The organism is Methylocystis bryophila (assembly GCF_027925445.1).
Taxonomy (GTDB): domain Bacteria; phylum Pseudomonadota; class Alphaproteobacteria; order Rhizobiales; family Beijerinckiaceae; genus Methylocystis; species Methylocystis bryophila.
Genome location: NZ_AP027149.1, coordinates 810,297 through 828,817 on the forward strand (window position 1 = coordinate 810,297; position 18,521 = coordinate 828,817).

Below are 18,521 nucleotides of genomic sequence, written 5' to 3' on the forward strand. Positions count from 1 at the left end.
GTCCCCTGGATGCGCTGCGCGCGGCAGTCAACGAGGCGCTGCGAAGCGCCGCGCCCGACGCGTGCAGGACCCGAATCCTCGCATGCGTCAGCTCAGGATCACCGGAGACGCGCTCTGAAAAGGAGAAGCGCATGACATACTCATCTTTGATTGAACTTGTCTCGGTCCGCGCGAAAAAGACGGCGCTCGCCTTCATCTTCGCGCTCTTCGGGCTCGCGCTCGTTTCCGATCCCCTGCTTGCTGGCGGCGCTAACGTCTTCCCCGGCGCGCCCCCTGTTGTCACCTCGGCGTATTTCAGCCTACCGGCAAATCCTGCGCCGGGCTCGTCGGTGGGCACGATCACCGCGACCGTCTCGCCCACTTCCTGGTCGCTTTCTGGAGCGGGAAGTCAGTATTTCGTCATCACCGTGGGCTCGAAAGGCTGGGGCGTCGTTACCGTCGGCGCCTCCAGTCCTCCCTCCGGCAGCTACAATCTCATCGCAACGGCCACGAATAAATGGGGATCGGGGTCAGGAACACTCGGCATCACCGTGGCCGCGCCCGCCATCAACGGCGCCTGCGGCCCGGCCAACGGCCAAAGCCTGTCCTCCGCGCCGACGACAGGGCTTTGTAGCGCGGGCACGGCGTCGAGCGTCTCCGGCTCTGGCCCTTGGACATGGACCTGCGCTGGGTCCGGCGGCGGCACGACGGCGAGCTGCTCGGCTTCCCTCCAGTCGAGCTCTGGTTCCCCGCCGTCCTATTCTGCCGCCACCTGGAAGAATTACCCGCAGGACCCCAATTATTTCCCGACTGTTCTGTGGCTGCAGGACCTGCGCACGACGATCCCCGGCTACTCTTCATTCCTGGCGGCCATGAAGGGCACGGGGATGAACACGCTTTTGGACCTAAACGGCTATACGGGCGGACTATGGTGGCCGTCGAGCTTCGGCGTGGACAACACCGGTTTCTTCGCCCAAATCGCCGCCGCGGGAGTCTATCTCATTCCGCAGGTCAACTCGGCGACGAACCTCCCGAGCTGCATCGGCGGCTGCATCGGCAACCTCAGCCCCAACAACACGGATGTGAACTCGGTCGCGTCCTATCAGGCGCTCATCGCAAACACAGGGCTCAAGTCAACGATCATCGGCTATGTCATGGCCGACGAGCCGCAGACCGGCTCCTGCACGCAATGGCCGATGAGCGGCATCCCGACCGAAGTCGCGATTTTCAAGAGCTATGACTCCACGCGTCCTTTCTTTCTAAACAGCGGAGATTACGTGTTCAATTCCGGATGGTGTCCGGGGACGCTGAACGCAGATTTCATGGCGGCGATGCCCATTGGATCGATGGACTCCTATCCTCTCATCAACCCCTGGACCACCTATAACGCCGCAGGCACCGGAACGCCCGTCGACTCGCTTTGGATCCAGGGGTGGTCTGTCGCTCAGATGGTCTCGCAGCGTCCTGCTGGCGCGCCCTTCTGGGCATTCGTTGAGACTGGGTCGGACGCGCTCGGCTTTGGTGGAAGCGGCAACGGCTTTACATGCAACACATCGACCAACACCTGCACGAACGGGTCGTGGACGATCTATCAGCGTGCGCCCGCCAATCTCGTCAACGCCGAGGTCTGGATGAGCATCATCAACGGCGCGGCCGGGATCGAATATTTCTGCGAGGACACAACGGCCAGTTTTGCCTACTGCATGGGACAGGGCGGTAGCGTCGGCGCGCTCGCGGCGCAGGCGAACGTCACCTACATCAACTCAAACCTCAAATCCTTCGCGCAGGTGCTCAATTCCCCGACGGTCGGCAGATGCACGATGAACACGGGCATGGCCTACGCCAATTACACCACGTCCTGCTCGAACGGGATCCTCACCATCACGACGGGAACATCGACGGTTCCGGCGTCGGCGTTGGTCAAGAGCTACAGTGGCGCAACCTATCTCATCGCGCAGCCGGATCGTAACGGTTCGGCGGCGTTCACCTTCACGCTGACGGGTCTTGCGGGCAAGACGGCGAAGGTGGTCTACGACAGCAACTCTCGCTACGACAGCGCCAATACGAGCCTCGGCTCGACGTTCACCTTGAATAGCGCGGCGCAATTCACTGACAAGTTCGCCGCGAACGGCGACAATTATCAAGTCAAAATATACCAAATCCAGTGACACGTCGTGACGGCGGAGAGGACAGATTCGCGGCTTCGAAACGCGGTGAAGCTGTCCGGAACCGCCGTCACGCCACGGATTGTCGCGAGTTGCAGCCCGCTGGACGCTCCGCGTGTCCAGCGGGCTGCGATCCGAAGGTTCTCGGCCACGCTTTGCTTGTTGTCGGGAAGCAGCATGAGGAGCGGCTTGCGGATTTGATCGCGGCGGACTAAGCCGCGCAACGAAGTCGACCGTCGCTTTTGCTTAGGGTCCGTTCGGATTCCCTGCCAAAACTCTCCTGGCGCGTTTCCCGCTCGAATGGAATCCTTCGAGCGATAAGGAATCACGCCAAATCAAAAGGTTGGAGCATGTCATGACCGGAAACCGCTTCGCAATTTTCCGGGACACGCTCTAGAGTCGGCTCGATCCCATGCCGACAGCTCGAATCAACCGTAGCGCTTATGGGCGCCCCCGCGGAATCACTAGTCGAGCAACCCTGTGAGCGCGGTTCCCGGCGCGCAGCCGGAACATGCGCCCTAGACCACGCTGCGTTCCGGCGGAATGCCTTGAACGCAGAAAATGTCATCGATTCTAAAGATTTAGAGCGCGATTTGCGCGGAAAAACCGCTTCCCACTTTTTCGCATCGCGCTCCAAGGGCTCAATTGCCCTCGAGGATCCGGCGCCACTGCGCCTTTCTCAGCCTCAACCCGTGCCCTTCCCCGTCATCCTCGACGAAGACGATGCCGGCCGATTCGAGGGCTGAGCGAAGCTTGATGATGGTGGACGGCCCAGCAGCCAGGGGCCCGGGCTTAGCTTCGAGCCGGCGCACCGTAACATGAGAGACGCCCGCCGCCTCGGCGAGAGTCTTTTGATCCCAACGGAGTAGCATCCTGCCGGCGCGGATGATTTCGGAGGTGAGAGGGATGCTGAGGCTTTGGGGAGATACATGGTGTATCATTTTCGTTGACAGACCCTCTGTTCTGATGCACGGAAAGCGCCGCGGAGGTCCATGCAGAGCCGAGGCCTCGACGGGGAGATGCACCGTGATACACGATCCGATGGCAGCCCCACATCGTGGACTATACGAGTCGTAACTGCGCATGGTGAGGGACGGTTCTCCCACCGTGCGCGCTCTGACGATGAGAGACAATATGGCTAAGCCTGGCGTTAATCCAAGGTCTATACCGTAACAGCGCTGCCAAGCTCTCGTTGACCGTCTCTCTGCCGAAAAGGACAACTACAGCATTATCCAAGCATGTCAACTCAACTTCCAGTTGAATTTACATGGAGCCTCATATCGTGAGGAGCGCTTTCCAGGAGAGAGCGCGAGGAACAACGAAGGGAAAGCATGCGATCCGATCGAGCAAGTCATCTCCAAGCTCAACTCGATCATCCTCGCGGCGCGCGTCGCCGATACGCTGTGAGCGGCAGTTGGCAGGGGCGCTGCGAAGCGCCGCGCCCGACGCGGGCAGGACCCGAATCTTCGCTTGCTATCAACAGTTCAGCATCATCTGAAACGCTCAATTCCCAAAAAGGAGAAGCGCATGATATATTCCTCCTTGATTGAACTTGTCTCGGTCCACGCGAAAAAGACGGCGTTCGCCTTCATTTTCGCGATCTTCGGGCTCGCGCTCGTTTCCGATCCCCTGCTTGCTGCCAGCGGGAACTCTTTTCCCGGCGCCCCCCCTGTTGTGACCTCGGCGTATTTCAGCCTACCGGCAAACCCTGCGCCGGGCTCGTCGGTGGGCACGATCACCGCGACCGTCTCGCCCACTTCCTGGTCGCTTTCTGGAGCGGGAAGTCAGTATTTCGTCATCACCGTGGGCTCGAAAGGCTGGGGAGTCGTTACCGTCGGGGCCTCCAGTCCTCCCTCCGGCAGCTATAATCTCATCGCAACGGCCACGAATAAATGGGGATCGGGGTCAGGAACACTCGGCATCACCGTGGCCGCGCCCGCCATCAACGGCGCCTGCGGCCCGGCCAACGGCCAAAGCCTGTCCTCCGCGCCGACGACAGGGCTTTGTAGCGCGGGCACGGCGTCGAGCGTCTCCGGCTCTGGCCCTTGGACATGGACCTGCGCTGGATCCGGCGGCGGCACGACGGCGAGCTGCTCGGCTTCCCTCCAGTCGAGCTCTGGTTCCCCGCGTTCCTACTCTGCGACCACCTGGTCGAATTATCCGCAGGACCCCAATTATTTCCCGACTGTTCTGTGGCTGCAGGACCTGCGCACGACGATCCCCGGCTACTCTTCATTCCTGGCGGCCATGAAGGGCACGGGGATGAACACGCTTTTGGACCTAAACGGCTATACGGGCGGATTGTGGTGGCCGTCGAGCTTCGGTGTGGACAACACCGGTTTCTTCGCCCAAATCGCCGCCGCGGGAGTCTATCTCATTCCGCAGGTCAACTCGGCGACGAACCTCCCGAGCTGCATCGGCGGCTGCATCGGCAACCTCAGCCCCAACAACACGGATGTGAACTCGGTCGCGTCCTATCAGGCGCTCATCGCGAAAACAGGGCTCAAATCGACGATCATCGGCTATGTCATGGCCGACGAGCCGCAGACCGGCTCCTGCACGCGATGGCCGTTGAGCGGCATCCCGACCGAAGTCGCGATTTACAAGAGCTACGATTCCACGCGCCCATTTCTCCTGAACAGCATGGACTACATCTTTAATTCCGGATGGTGCCCTGGGACAGTCAATCAGGATTATATGAAAGCGACGCCCATTGGATCGATGGACTCCTATCCTCTCATCAACCCCTGGACCACCTCTAACGCCGCAGGCACCGGAACGCCCGTCGACTCGCTTTGGATCCAGGGGTGGTCGGTCGCTCAGATGGTCTCGCAGCGTCCTGCTGGCGCGCCCTTCTGGGCATTCGTGGACTCTGGGTCGGACGCGCTCGGCTTTGGTGGAAGCGGCAACGGCTTTACATGCAACACATCGACCAACACCTGCACGAACGGGTCGTGGACGATCTATCAGCGTGCTCCCGCCAATCTCGTCAACGCCGAGGTCTGGATGAGCATCATCAACGGCGCGGTCGGCATCGAATATTTCTGCGAGGACACAACGGCCAGCTTTGCCTACTGCATGGGACAGGGCGGCAGCGCCGGCGCGCTCGCGGCGCAGGCGAACGTCACTTACATCAACTCAAACCTCAAATCCTTCGCGCCCGTGCTCAATTCTCCGACGGTCGGCAGATGCACGATGAACACGGGCATGGCCTACGCCAATTACACCACGTCCTGCTCGAACGGGATCCTCACCATCACGACGGGAACATCGACGGTTCCGGCGTCGGCGTTGGTCAAGAGCTACGGTGGCGCAACCTATCTCATCGCGCAGCCGGATCGCCGGGGCTCGGCGGCGTTCACCTTCACGCTGACGGGTCTCGCGGGCAAGACGGCGAAGGTGGTCTACGACAGCAATTCTCACTATGACAGCGCCAATACGAGCCTCGGCTCGACGTTCACCTTGAATAGCGCGGCGCAATTCACTGACAAGTTCGCCGCGAACGGTGACAATTATCAAGTCAAAATATACCAAATCCAGTGACACGTCGTGACGGCGGAGAGGACAGATTCGCGGCTTCGAAACGCGGTGAAGCTGTCCGGAACCGCCGTCACGCCGCAAGAGTCGGCGAGCATGAGAAGCGGCTCGCCGGCTTGATTGCCGCGGATGCGGAGCTTAGAGTTCAGCCTTCCATTCTTGCGCGCGAGACCAGAGAAGGAATTTCGATTTCATAACAGCAGCCGGTTTCAAGTCGGTCGCGCCGATAAAGGAAAATCGCAAGGACCCCGGGCAAGCGCAACATGGAACTCGCGAAGCCGCACTGAAGTCGAAGGCCTCTTCCGCAAGATAGTGGCCTTCGGGCGCGCCTTCACGCGTGTTGAAAGACCCGTCCCGTTCAACGGCTTCTTCCATCTCGCGCCCGCCGATCACATCTTGTAGGGTTAATGCGCGCAAGTTGGTGCGCTTATTGCGATTATTTCGTATGCCTGCTCAAAGGGTGCAGAAACTGGAGCTGGAGCCTGGTCATGAACCGCGAGTGGCCGTCAACACCCGTTATCATCGTCAGCTATCGCACGGCCGACGATGTTGCCGGCTGCCTGGAAACGCTCGACGCGCTGCACACGGAGACCGATATCAGCGTGCACATATGCGAGAATGGGGGCGCGGCGGCTTGGGACAATCTCTGCGCGGCGTTGCTGCGCCCGGGCGGCCCGTGTCAGCCGGCAGACGATCTATCGTTTCCATTTGGGACCTGTTTCAATCGTATCGCGTGCTTGCGGCTTCGACGTAGCGGGAGCCTCGTGCTCGTGGGCGAGGCCCGGGAGAATCTCGGTTACGCAGGGGGGATCAATACGTGGCTGTCGCCGCTTACAAAGCTTTCCGGCTGGAGCGGCTGCTGGATCCTCAATCCTGATACCTTGGTTGCTCCAGACGCTCTGACCGCTCTGGCGGTCCATGCCTCCAACCGCGACCTTGGCATTGTGGGAAGCCGCATCATGGCGGCCCCCACGGACACGCACGTCGTGAGCAGAGGTTTGCGCTGGCGGCGTGTCTTCGCGAGCACATCAGCTGTAGGCGGAAACAGTCTCGCCGCCGACGAGCCAAACCCCGAAGCGATCGAAGCGGTGCTGGACGCCGCTTCCGGGGCTTCCTGCTATCTGACTCGTCCTTGCGCCGAAGCGCTCGTTCCGCTGGATGAGCAGTATTTTCTCCTTTTTGAAGATCTCGATTGGGGAGCTCGCGCCCGACGGGCCGGCTATCGAATCGGGCATGCTCATAGTTCCGTTGTCATAGACCTCGGGGGCACGAGCATCGGCAGCAGCCGCTCTACCGGCTCCGTGGCCTCCCCCCTTTCAACCTATCTGGAGTTTCGCAACCGCCTCCTATTCGTGCGAGCTCACCATCATCGCTGGCTGATGTGGACCACGCTGATGGGTTGTCTGCATGCGATTCGTCTGTTGCCACGGGGAGGCTTCGGCCCGGCCGTTCGCGGCTTGCTGGCGGGACTGCAAGGCGAGACCGGTCGTCCCGACTGGCTGGTCGCCCGACACCATGTCCCCGGATCCTTTCCCTCCACTCAGGCTCCCCCATCCCCATAGGGGCGCGGCTGGATCTGGAGCGCGTCCCGATCGCTTGGACTCACCGGATCGAAAAGGAACTCGTTCCGCCTAAAGTCGAACGGACGCTTTAGAGACGAGGCTCGCGCGAAGGAAGCGCGGCGCGTTTAGCAATATGCAGAATCGCGTCAATAGGCGGATTTGTCATAGAAGACAAGCGGTAGCGTTTTCAGGATGATCTTGAGATCCAGCCAGATCGACCACTTATCAATATATTCGATGTCATAATCGACCCGGCGGCGTAATTTCTCGACCTTGTCGAGCTCGCCGCGGAGACCGTGCACTTGCGCCAAGCCGGTGATCCCGGGCTTTACGCGATGTCGAGCGGCGTAATGCTCGACGAGCTCCTCGAGACTCTTGCCCTCGGTCTTGGTCTGCAGGGCGTGCGGGCGTGGTCCCACGATCGACATCGTTCCTTGCAGCACATTGATGAATTGTGGCAGCTCGTCCAAGCTCGTGCGCCGAAGAAAACGGCCGATACGGGTCACCCGTGGATCGCCCTTGCCGGTCTGACGGGTTGCGTCGGGATCGGTTTGATGCATGTACATCGTGCGAAATTTCAATATTTCGAAAATTGACCCGTTGAGTCCGACGCGCCGTTGCCGGAAAAAGACCGGGCCTTCGCTGTCATACTTGATCATAAGAGCGACGGCCAGCAGCAGCGGTAAGAGCAGCGTCAGCACCACGGCCGCGATCGCTATGTCTTCTTTTCGCTTAAGCCAAAGATTCCAGCCGCTAATGGGCGGCTCAACGGCGCAGATCGATATGCGACTGCTTTGAAGGCTTCGTCCGAATTCTTGGCGACTCGCCAGGTTTTGCCCGACTTGGGGGTCAAACGCCAATACGATCACTTCTGCGGAGAGATGTCTCAGCAAATTGACATTATTCATGACGAGAGGCGCGTGCTGCCATGGCGTCAATATATGCACCTGATCAATTTCAGCGAAGGAGACCTCGCCGGAAAGGGTCATGAGTTCATTGAGATCGTCGAGCCGCAGCCTGCGCACGACATGGGTCTGGCCTTGGGTTTCGTGCGCGAGTTCCTGCCCATGCAAGGGTTCGCAAAACATCCCCACAGAAAGGCTTTTATTGACGAACGCGCCGTTTTTTACCGAATGGCGCACGTGAGCCTGCATGGCGAGACGAACGGTGACGATAATGAGAGAGCTGACGAGCGCCCCAAAAAAAAATGCGGACGCGAGTAGGCGATGTTGGTCGTTTCGGCGGGGATGAGAAAGAGGCCAAAAGCGGCCCCAAGAGCCGAAATTGGGCTTCGCATCGCGCCACGCCGATCGAGAATTGTGGAAGTGCTATAGTTTTTGAATGCGATGGACGCCAGAAGATAGGAGATGCTTACTATAATCAGGCTCGGACTTGCCCAGCTGACGGAGGACTTCGGAAGGAACAAATATTGAAGCAGGACCCAGCTGCCGACGATGGTCGCCAAATCGGCGAGCATCAACGCAAACGCATAATCCTGCATAGAAATACGGCGCTTTGAGCGCAGCGGAGTCGACTCAGCGGGGCGCTCCGCGCAGCTCGTCGGTCGCGGTATATTCGCCTCGTTGGGATCTTTGAATGAACGGGAAGAATACACTGTGCGACCCATATCAGAGAATCTCCATCGACTGGGATCGAGAGCGCGTCCTAATAGCCTTTTTTAACCATATTTGCAAGAAACGGTCATGCTGACCGGCCTGTTGCTCGAGCGAACTAAGCGATTGAACCTATGCGGCTTTTCTTATTCGAAAGGGTTTTCTGGTTTTGCGTACATTCCCTCATGGGGATGCTTTCCTCGATGAGAGGATTCTCTCGCGGGGGGCCGAAAGGGCAATGGCCGCTTTGGCGTCTTCAGCCTGAGTCCGAGCGGACGACCGCGTCCGTGATCAACCGCGCATTCGGCCGCCGATCGAACGGCGTGCCCCTCTCTCGATGACGACGGAGGCTGCATCCGAACCTCCCATTAGGGCATCGCCGCTGAAAATCATGCTTTGGGCTTGCAGGCGAATTTCTTGAAGCGTCCGTCCTTATGGATGAGAAACAAATCGCCGGTGAAGTTGAAATATTCTCCGATCCAGCTGTCGACTGTAAATTTCAGTTGTATGGGGTTGCTTGAAATTGTGCGAGTATTCGTCTGCTTCTTCGATTCAGGCAATTCGATCGCGGCGGGATTCTTCCCTTCTCGCTTGAAGGATAGCGTCTCGGTTGTTGGAAACGGATCATTCGCTTTCGCATAACTGTTGCCGGTGCAGACAAGGTCGAGATCGGATGCCGAGGATCCGGCGCTGGCGCAGGGCGTGGCAACTACGAAAAACGCCAGAGAGAAACCGGCGATGGCTGAAGCGGAAAGGTTGAGTTTCAATTCCAAGCTCCCGTGCGGGGTCGGCGCTCGCGCCTTCGGCGAACTGGCTCACGTCACGGGCCCGAGGAAGCCCGATCAGAGCCTTACGCGACCGTCGACAATCTTTGCATAGAGTTCTTTTCCAATAGGCGCGCAAGCGGCCTCGCCAGGAGAAACGAAATAAAGCGGGTCGTCAATCTTGCTGGGATCAAATCCCTGCTCCATGAGCGACCGCTTCTTGAGCTTGAATGTCTCGGTGAAGTCGAGCCGGTCTGTGAGGCGGAGGAAAAGCGGCCTGGCGTATCCCGGCAATTGCTCGTCCATGATCGCGCGCAAGACGGAAAGGTCGAAGTCTCGGCCAACCGCCAAGGCCGCCATGCCGGCTCGTCCCTCATAGCTGGGCGCCTCGACGCCATAAACGATGACGTCGTTGACGTTAGGGCATCCCAAAAGGACCTCAGCGACTTCCTGGGTCGACACATTCTCGCCTTTCCAACGGAAGGTGTCGCCGATCCGATCGACAAAATAGAAAAAGCCTCGAGCGTCCTTACGCATCAAATCGCCGCTGCGCATCCAGGAGTCGCCCTCCGCGAAGACGTTTCGCAGGATCCGACGCTCCGACGCCTCGGGATCGAGATAGCCCTCGAAGTTGCTCGCGCCGTCCGCCGCGCGTTCGATCTTCGCGATCGCCTCGCCGGTCGTTCCGACGGCGCAGAGTTGGCAGCGCCCTGTGGGAAGGCGCAGCGGTTCCTCCCGCTCGAAGTCAAATTCAACGATCGCGACGCGATGGCTCGAGGAAAGAAAGGATGGAATGCGCCCGATCGAACCCGGTTCGCTCTCAAAATTGTAGAGAGAAAAATTCCCTTCCGTCGAAGCATAGAATTCAAAAATCTTGGGGATGTTGAATCGCTCCTGGAAACGCCTCCAAACATCAGGGCGCAGGCCATTGCCAACGCATAGGCGCAACCGGTTTTGCTCTACGAAAGAGTCTTGCGGCGCCAGTGTGAGAAGGCGACAGAGTTCTCCAATATATTGAAACAGAGAGCAATCGAATTCTACGACCTCTCGCCAGAAAGCGCTGCTTGAATAGCGCTTGCGGATCACGACGGAGCCCCCCGCCAGCAGAACCGGCCAGATCGCGATGATCCCGCCAACCGAGTGGAACATCGGCAGGCAGTTATACATCCGGTCGTCGCTTTTCGCGTCGATGCAGCCGCGAAACCAGAGCGCCCAATTCAGCAGGCGACGGTGGGAAACGATCGCCGCTTTCGGCAAGCCCGTGGTGCCAGAGGTGAAAATGTAGAGGGCGTGATCGTTAAAGGAGATCTCCCGGCGTTCGCTCGCGCCGAGCGCCGCTCCAGAATACGGATTCAGTTCGGCGTCTAGCCGTCGACAAGCGCTGCCCGCGCCGTAGGACAGAACCGGCAGCTCGCCGCCTTCCGGCGCCGCCTCGACGCAAACGGGGTGCAAGCTCGCCTGGGCGATCACCATGCGAGAACGGCTGACCCGAAGACACTGTTCGAGAGCTCGACCCGTGAGACTCGTGGAGAGAAGGGCGACGACGACGCCAGCACGATTAAGCCCCAGCCAGATCGCGACATATTCGGCGCGATTCTCCATCATCAGCGCTACGACGTCGCCCTTGCGCAGGTCGTTGTCGATCGCCCAGCGGGCGTAACGATTCGATCGCTCCGCGAGCTGGCCGAAAGTGTAAGACTCCTGATCGGAGATCAATGCCGGCGCGTGTGGACGAGCGTCGGCGACGGCGTCGAAATGCCTGGAAAGAGTCCCGTTTGGGTCCTTGTCGACCTGGGCGACGCTTTGGAGGGCGCGCAGCCAATCACGATTGACGCTGGCAGGGCTCAGCAAGCTCTTGCTCGGCCTGGAGGTGACGGCGTTCTCGGCCACAGCCTGCTTCCCGACTGGCTCCCGCTTTCTGGTGAAAAGCGTGCGGACGTTGCCGCGCGGCAGACTACTGATCCTTGGCGGCTTGGACAAGGCGCTCATGGCTGACCCGCCCCGGCGTTCAGGCAAAGAGCGCCGCCTGCGGGCTGCGCCAGCAACGCGCTATTTGCGTTAGACTAAGCCAAGCTCACGGTGGCGTTTGGGCGTGAGGAGATCAAGACTATCTTCCGCGGGGAACCGGCCTCACGCCGGGAGCGGTTCATAAAGCCTTACAAAATCTCCAAATGTAACGGGAAAATAGACTTCATCAGAGGCAGTGAATGGATCAACGCCAAGTTCATCCTCGAGGCGAGCGACGATTATCGCAAAGCACAAGGAATCGAGACCCGACTCTAGGAGGCTCAGATCGTCATCGAGCGGCAGAAGCGGCTTGCCCTGTTCAGCGGCGACTTGCTTGAAAAGAGAGGCAATTGTCAATCGTGTAGACACTGCGTCGACTCCCCGGTCCGCATACCCGTTGCTGTCCAGCTTAATTATTCTTATATAGAAGTCAACTTGAGACACACAGGTAAAAGAAAGCCGGGCGCGGTCGGGGCGTCCTCCGACCGTGGGCAGCTGGGCGGCAGCCCAGGAGCGGCGTGGGCTTTTGCAAAGCGACATGGAAATTTCTGGCAATGGACAAGGCTGCGCCTCCTCTCGAACTCGTGCTGAGTCTGCACGGCATTGGCACGGGTCCGCCGCGGGCTTCCGCCGACGAGCTCCGGTACTGGTTGTCCGTCGACAGATTCGTGGAATGCCTGTCTCTGGCCAAGGCGTTCACCTCGCGGACTGGTATTACCGTTCTGGCGACATTCGACGACGGCAACCGCAGCGACCTGCTGGTCGCCGCGCCGTTGCTGCGTCAGTACGGCGTTCCGGGCGCCTTCTTTGTTTGCGCCGGTCGTATGGGGCAGCCAAATTACCTTGACGCTGACGACGTTCGGGAACTCGTGAAGCAGGGGTTCGTCGTGGGCAGCCATGGGATGGACCACGTCAGGTGGACGTCGGTGAAGGGTCCCGGCCTGCATCGCGAAATTGTGGAGGCTCGACTGAAGCTCGAGGAAACGCTCGACCAGGAGATCCCAATCGCCGCGCTGCCCTTCGGAGCCTATAATCGCAGGGTGCTGGCCGCCTTGCGCGACGCCGGGTTTCTGTCGGTCTTCTGCTCCGACCCCGGGGTTTCGCCGCCGGGCGCCTGGCTGCGTCGCCGCTGGACGCTCAGATGCAGCGAGCGCTTCGATTTCGACAAAATGCTGCTGCGCTCGGGCGCCTTGAGCCATCGGGCGTCGGTGACGATGAAGGCAATGTTGAAGGCCTGGCGCTGAACGCGCTTTTGGGAGCGGACCTAACATAACTGTCGCAAATTAAGAGCAATTCTAAAAGCGGGATGGAAAGCGCCGCGGGCGCAGGATCGTCGCCAGCCGCAACAGGTCCCGCCTGATGTGCGGAAAAAGGTTGACGAACTTAATCCAATTGCACAGTTTGTATCCGCTGTACTGCGGGGCAGCTGACCAGGATGGCGAACACTCTTAACCAGCTTAAATGAATGAAGTCATGCCGGACCGCAGTTTTGTGAAGGGAGCCCACGCGTGCTAGACGAGAGTGTTTACTCGAACTCATGTATCGACGAGGGCGAAATCGATGATCTTTCGCGAGAAGTCTATTGCATTCTTGGAATGCCGATTGACGTAATCGACATGCAAGGCGTGTTGTCTCGGATATACCGAGCCGCGGCCAAGAGTTCAGACCTGTTTTTGTCAACGCCTAATCTTAATTTCTTAGTAAATTTTTATTCTGATCTCGAGTTTCGAGACGCGATGCTGCTCAGCGATCTTTCTCCCGCCGATGGAATGCCGATTGTTTGGTTGGCGCGGGTCCTCGGCGTTCCGATTAAGGAGAGAGTCGCCGGATCGGATATTCTCGTCGCCCTCAGAGGCTCGCGCGGACCGGGTCGGCCCTTGAAGCTCTTTCTGTTCGGCGGCAATGAGGGCGTCGCCGAGGCGGCGTCAGATGCGTTGAACGCGGAGCAAAACGGCGTTGTGTGTGTTGGATGGCATTTTCCGGGCTATCGTTCTGTAGAAGAACTCGGCGATGATCTCATCATTGACGCGATCAATTCGTCCAAAGCGGATTTTCTCGTGGTTTGCCTTGGCAGCATTAAAGGGCAGCTTTGGTTGAAGCGTAACGCGGAGAAAATACGCGTTCCCATTCGCTCACATTTAGGGGCTGCTCTCAATTTTGAAGCGGGTTCCGTGAAGCGGGCGCCGGCAATCATGAGAGAGCTCGGACTAGAGTGGCTGTGGCGCATAAAGGAAGAGCCATATCTTTGGCGGCGTTATTGTCGTGACGGTGGAGTGTTGCTATATTTGCTTTGTATCAGGGTTGCACCGTTACTTATATACAAAAAATTAACGATGAAGGACTCAGGCGCGTCGCTGGTTGTGAATCTAGAAATACAAGATGGCTGCAGCCGGATAAATATTTGCGGGGCAGCAACGAGCAAAAACATAGAAGAGATCATCGAAGCGTTCAGGAAATCATTGTCGAATAGTAAGTATATTGTGATTAATCTGGCTGATATTTCGACTATGGATGCGCGTTTCTTGGGGGCGTTGCTCGTTGTCAGAAAGATGGTCGGGTTGAATGGTTCCGAAATGATCTTGACCGGCGTTTCTTCCAAGCTAGAGCGAATCATTCGACTAAACGGCGCAGATTTTTTACTAGCGCCGATCGACAAAAGCAGCGGCGCCAACGAAAAAGGCGCCGCCGGGTGACGCGTCTGTAGACCAAGCTTTTGGCAGGGGTGGACAGATCGTCAACTTCACCGCGATTATTGCTTCGGCGTTTGCCGAGGAGCCATCGGCCGATGGCTCCTTGAGGGCGGCGCCGGTCGGTTCGTGGACGTCGCAGATCGCCCCGCGCCGTTTTTCCTTCGCTGACGGCCGGTTTCAAGTGGAGAAGCGTAATGCTCGGGACCCCAATGCGCAGCACGGCAGCCCGCGCGCTCGTGGATCAATTGATGATCCATGGCGTCGACCATGTCTTTTGCGTCCCGGGAGAAAGCTTTCTCTCGGTCCTCGACGCGCTTTACGAGCGTTCGCTTGCGACCACGATCTTTCGCAATGAGGGCGGCGCCTCAATGGCCGCTGAGGCCTACGCCAAGGCGACGGGACGCCCGGGAGTGTGTTTCGTCACGCGCGGGCCGGGCGCGGCCAACGCCTTTGCGGGCGTCCATGTCGCCCGGCACGATTCCGATCCGCTTATTCTTTTCATAGGACAGGTCAAACGCTCGGTGAAGGATCGAGAGGCATTTCAGGAAGTGGATTATCGCGCGATGTTCGGCGGTCACACCAAATGGACAGCGGAAATCGACGACTCCCGCAGAATTCCCGAATATCTTTCTCACGCATTTCAGGTCGCCTGTTCGGGACGGCCGGGGCCAGTGGTGCTCTCCCTTCCATGCGACATGCTCGAAGAAGAGGTCGCCGCGAGCTTCACCCCCCGCTACTTGGAAATCGAAACGGCTCCGGCTTCCGAGGACATGGCGAGATTGGCGGCCCTGATCGAGCAATCCGTCAGGCCAGCGCTGGTTCTGGGAGGGACGCGGTGGGACGAGGGCTCTCGCGCGCAGGTTCGGGAGTTCGCGGAGGCTTTCGATCTGCCTGTCGCGACGAGCTACAGGCGCGCGCCTTTGTTCGACGCCTTGCATCGCTGCTACGTTGGGGATCTCGGTCTCAACGCCAATCCTAGCCTCGTCGAGCGGCTAAGGAACAGCGACCTCGTCATCGTCTTGGGAGGTCGGCTCGGAGAGATCCCGTCCCAGGGCTATCGCTTATTTGATATTCCCACGCCTCAGACCGCCTTCGTGCATGTCTTTCCGCAGCCGGAGGAATTCGGGCGAGTCTACGCGCCGACGCTCGCCATTCATTCCTCGCCGCGGGCCTTCGCAAGGGCTTTGCGCGAGTTGACGCCGCCGACGTCGCGGCCTTGGCGGGACGAAACCGCCCGCGCACACGAGGAGTATCTCCGGTTTTCGTCGTCGTTTGCGCCGTCGGGCGACGTCGACCTCGCGCGCGTCATAATCTGGTTGCGCGAGAACATCCCGGCAGAGGCTGTTATTTGCAATGGCGCCGGAAATTACGCCTCCTGGCTCCATCGCTACTATCGCTTCCGCCGCTTCGCCACACATATTGCGCCCACCTCGGCGACGATGGGCTATGGCGTTCCCGCGGCGATCGCCCTGCAGCGTCTTCATCCGGAGAGACTGATTGTCTCGCTCGCCGGCGACGGCGATTTTCTCATGAACGGGCAAGAGTTCGCGACGGCGGCGCAATATCGCCTGCCGATCGTTTTCATCATTTGCGACAATGCCAGCTATGGCACGATCAGAATGCATCAGGAGGCGAATTTTCCCGGTCGCGTGATCGGCACGGACTTGCTCAATCCCGATTTTGCGTCCTATGCGCGCGCCTTCGGCGGATGGGGAGCCTTGATCGAGCGCACCGATGATTTCCCGAGCGCTTTCGCTCAGGCGCGCGAGTCCGGGCTGCCGTCGATCCTTCACCTTAAAATTGATCCTGACCGCATCACGCCGACGGCGACGCTCTCGGACATTCGCAGAGCAGCGTTGTCGCGGCTTCAATCCGCCGCGGTGGAGTGAGCTCTCGGCAAGGGCTGGGATCCAGCATTCCACTTTCTGTTCGCGCTCAAGCGCTTTTCTGTGACAGGCGCCGGCCGGCGCAGAGGGGACAACAGGAGAAGGACAGAACCACGACCTTGACGACCGCCTGAACATAGAATTATAATTTCGCTGACGCGGCGTTGATTAACATCGACCACATTTGCGTTAGAAATATGTGAATACTGATGACAAACGAAGGGATCTCAACCGTTCGATGCCGTCAAATTCGGGACGAGGATATTGCCGCCATTGTTGAGTTGCTAACGCATGGCTTTCCACGAACGACCAGGGAGCACTGGTCTCGCGGTTTGAAAAGATTATCCGAGCGCGAAAGCGTGGCTCCCTATCCGAAATATGGATATTTGTTGGAGGGCGGCGCCGGTCTAATAGGTGTGATCCTTCTGATTTTCTCCGTTCGCCAAGGAGAAGAGGGAAGCTACACGATATGTAATCTTTCCAGCTGGTATGTCGATCCGGAGTATCGTGGCTATGCGTCACTGCTCATTGCTGCGGCGGTTCGGCACAAGACGGTCACCTATGTGAACGTTTCCCCAGCTCTTCACACCTGGCGGACCATAGAGGCGCAAGGGTTCCGGCGCTACAGCGACGGAATGTTCGTGTCCCTTCCCGCGCTCGGCGGAGCCGCTCCCCGGGTGAGCGTGGAGACATTCGATCCTCGCCGGGACTATAAAAACATCCTGAGCGCTGCGGAATACGAGCTCATCGCGGCGCATGTCGATTACGGCTGTGTGGCGCTCATCGCGATGGAGGCTGGCCTGGGGCATCCATTCGTCTTCGTCCGGCGCCAGCGCCTGAGAGGTTTCGTCCCCAACCACCAGCTTTGTTACTGCCGAGACGTCGCTGATTTTCCTCGTTTCTCCGGTCCTTTGGGACGGGCTTTGATCATGCGCGGCGTGTTTTTGGTTCTGGTGGACGCGCGCGCTCCCTTGCGCGGTCTGCCGGGCCTGTATTTTGCCGACTGCCGTCCGAATTATTTCAAGGGCCCTCATGAGCCGGCGATCGGCGATCTCGCCTTCACCGAAGCTGTCCTGTTCGGCCTATGAGCCCGTCGACCCGCGCCGGTTTGAGACCCGCCTAGATCACGCTGCGTCGCGGCAGGATCGCCTGAACGCAGAAGACGTGGTCGCGTCAGAAAGTTTAGAGCGCGAGCTGTGCGGAAAACCGGTTTCCACTTGTTCGCGTCGCGCTCCAGAGCGACGCCCGGTCAGTTTTTCAATTCCGGGGCCGCCTCGACCAGCATTTGTCCGAAGGCCGTCCAGAGATCGAAAACCTCCGCAGTTGGGCTGAGGAACCGACACAGGCTGCCGTGGCCCAGCTCTGGATCGCTGTCCAAAGTAATGTGCCCGTCCAGAAAATGCTTGAATGCTTTGAGCAAGGGGGTGTCCCAATGCTGCGCCTTGAGAATGCTGCGAAACACTTGCTCGAGCCCCCCGTCTTCGTAGGTGGGGAGGCTGACTGCCCGTGTGGCCGGGTCCATGGAGCGGCTCAGAATGAGATAGGCTTTGCCGATGGATTCGAGCCGAAGCCGCTCAGTCTGTTCAATTGGCGTGAGCTCGAGGGTTCTGCGCATGAACTCGCAGTGATCGACTCGTTCATTGGTTTCGACGACCCCGGGATAGGGTGAGAGGTTATCCGTATCTCGCTCGCCTCGATCCAATTCCTCAAGGTTTTTGTCATTCGGGTACAAGATGCGCGCAAGGCCGACTGTCTCGCAGAATTGGATCGAGAAAAAGTAATAGACCCAAGCAATGCTCGTCAGTCCTTCCTGGGAAAGGTTGCTCCAATGCAAATTACAAATCGTCTTGATGACGTCTCGATATGCATTAACTTTAGCCTCGTTCGAGGCTTGCGAGACGCCTTTTTCCATAGACAACTGATGAGAGCTCATCGCCATCCCCCAGACTGCAGCCCAATACAATCCGCACCCGACTCACATAAACTCGAGAATTTCATGGCGCTGGATTGATTGGCGTCACGTTGCTCAGCCAAGCCTCACTCATGCTTGGCGAGTATCGATCACGAGCTTGACGCTTATCGTAGGCAATTTCTAATCACCCGCATGATGAGATGTCAAGATAGCACCGTCATAGGTATAAATACGCGGCAAATGTAATAAGTATGGTTGCGGGGGCTAAGTAGCGCCTTACAATGATTTATTCCATTTGATTAAAGGATTGGCCGTCTTCTTTGTTGGTTCTTTAAGGCGGGACTCGCGATGGGCCTCGACTCCCCTGCGAAGACCTCTTCGTTGGGTCGTCGCTGAAAAAGGGCAA

Annotated in this window: 13 protein-coding genes; 7 read left to right on the forward strand and 6 right to left on the reverse strand. The window is 58.8% G+C overall.

The window, feature by feature from the left end:
- The first annotated feature begins 131 nt into the window (after window positions 1-131).
- A complete protein-coding gene (locus tag QMG80_RS03765) occupies window positions 132-2,147 on the forward strand; it encodes a hypothetical protein (RefSeq protein WP_085771595.1) in 2,016 nt (671 codons plus the stop codon).
- A gap of 638 nt (window positions 2,148-2,785) precedes the next feature.
- Here QMG80_RS03765 and QMG80_RS03770 read toward each other — a convergent pair.
- A complete protein-coding gene (locus tag QMG80_RS03770) occupies window positions 2,786-3,016 on the reverse strand; it encodes a helix-turn-helix domain-containing protein (protein ID WP_245299879.1) in 231 nt (76 codons plus the stop codon).
- Between the two features lie 655 nt (window positions 3,017-3,671).
- Here QMG80_RS03770 and QMG80_RS03775 point away from each other — a divergent pair.
- Together QMG80_RS03775 and QMG80_RS03780 are read left to right on the forward strand one after the other, a co-directional pair.
- Window positions 3,672-5,687, forward strand: a complete 2,016-nt coding sequence (locus QMG80_RS03775) for a hypothetical protein (protein WP_085771597.1) — start codon at window positions 3,672-3,674, stop codon at window positions 5,685-5,687.
- A 482-nt stretch (window positions 5,688-6,169) separates the two neighbouring features.
- Entirely contained in the window at window positions 6,170-7,243 is a 1,074-nt protein-coding gene (locus tag QMG80_RS03780) for a glycosyltransferase family 2 protein (RefSeq protein ID WP_281926164.1), read from the forward strand.
- Window positions 7,244-7,389: 146 nt separating this feature from the next.
- Here the strand turns inward: QMG80_RS03780 and QMG80_RS03785 are convergent, their stop codons facing one another.
- From QMG80_RS03785 to QMG80_RS03800, 4 genes are all read right to left on the reverse strand, one after another.
- The gene (locus QMG80_RS03785; protein WP_085771600.1) at window positions 7,390-8,421 is read right to left on the reverse strand and encodes an exopolysaccharide biosynthesis polyprenyl glycosylphosphotransferase; all 1,032 of its coding nucleotides are present in this window, start codon (window positions 8,419-8,421) and stop codon (window positions 7,390-7,392) included.
- Between the two features lie 824 nt (window positions 8,422-9,245).
- Window positions 9,246-9,623, reverse strand: coding sequence for a hypothetical protein (locus tag QMG80_RS03790; protein ID WP_085771602.1), 378 nt, complete (start codon window positions 9,621-9,623; stop codon window positions 9,246-9,248).
- 75 nt (window positions 9,624-9,698) lie between these two features.
- Window positions 9,699-11,609, reverse strand: a complete 1,911-nt coding sequence (locus tag QMG80_RS03795; protein ID WP_085771603.1) for a long-chain-acyl-CoA synthetase — start codon at window positions 11,607-11,609, stop codon at window positions 9,699-9,701.
- 141 nt (window positions 11,610-11,750) lie between these two features.
- A complete protein-coding gene (locus tag QMG80_RS03800; protein ID WP_199769075.1) occupies window positions 11,751-11,996 on the reverse strand; it encodes a phosphopantetheine-binding protein in 246 nt (81 codons plus the stop codon).
- 185 nt (window positions 11,997-12,181) lie between these two features.
- Between QMG80_RS03800 and QMG80_RS03805 the strand changes: the two genes are divergently transcribed.
- The 4 genes from QMG80_RS03805 (at window position 12,182) to QMG80_RS03820 (ending at window position 17,291) form a co-directional block, all read left to right on the forward strand.
- Window positions 12,182-12,871 (forward strand): polysaccharide deacetylase family protein, encoded by a 690-nt coding sequence (locus tag QMG80_RS03805; RefSeq protein WP_085771605.1) that lies wholly within the window; start codon window positions 12,182-12,184, stop codon window positions 12,869-12,871.
- Between the two features lie 264 nt (window positions 12,872-13,135).
- Window positions 13,136-14,320: a WecB/TagA/CpsF family glycosyltransferase gene (locus QMG80_RS03810; RefSeq protein ID WP_158658708.1), complete on the forward strand. Its 1,185-nt coding sequence runs from the start codon at window positions 13,136-13,138 to the stop codon at window positions 14,318-14,320.
- Window positions 14,321-14,511: 191 nt separating this feature from the next.
- A complete protein-coding gene (locus QMG80_RS03815; protein WP_281926165.1) occupies window positions 14,512-16,206 on the forward strand; it encodes a thiamine pyrophosphate-binding protein in 1,695 nt (564 codons plus the stop codon).
- Between the two features lie 356 nt (window positions 16,207-16,562).
- On the forward strand, window positions 16,563-17,291 hold the full coding sequence (locus QMG80_RS03820) for a hypothetical protein (RefSeq protein ID WP_158658709.1): 729 nt from the start codon (window positions 16,563-16,565) through the stop codon (window positions 17,289-17,291).
- 161 nt (window positions 17,292-17,452) lie between these two features.
- On the opposite strand, the gene QMG80_RS03825 is transcribed toward QMG80_RS03820, so the two are convergent.
- Complete coding sequence (locus QMG80_RS03825) at window positions 17,453-18,136, reverse strand: hypothetical protein (RefSeq protein WP_158658710.1); 684 nt, start codon at window positions 18,134-18,136, stop codon at window positions 17,453-17,455.
- Window positions 18,137-18,521 lie beyond the last annotated feature (385 nt).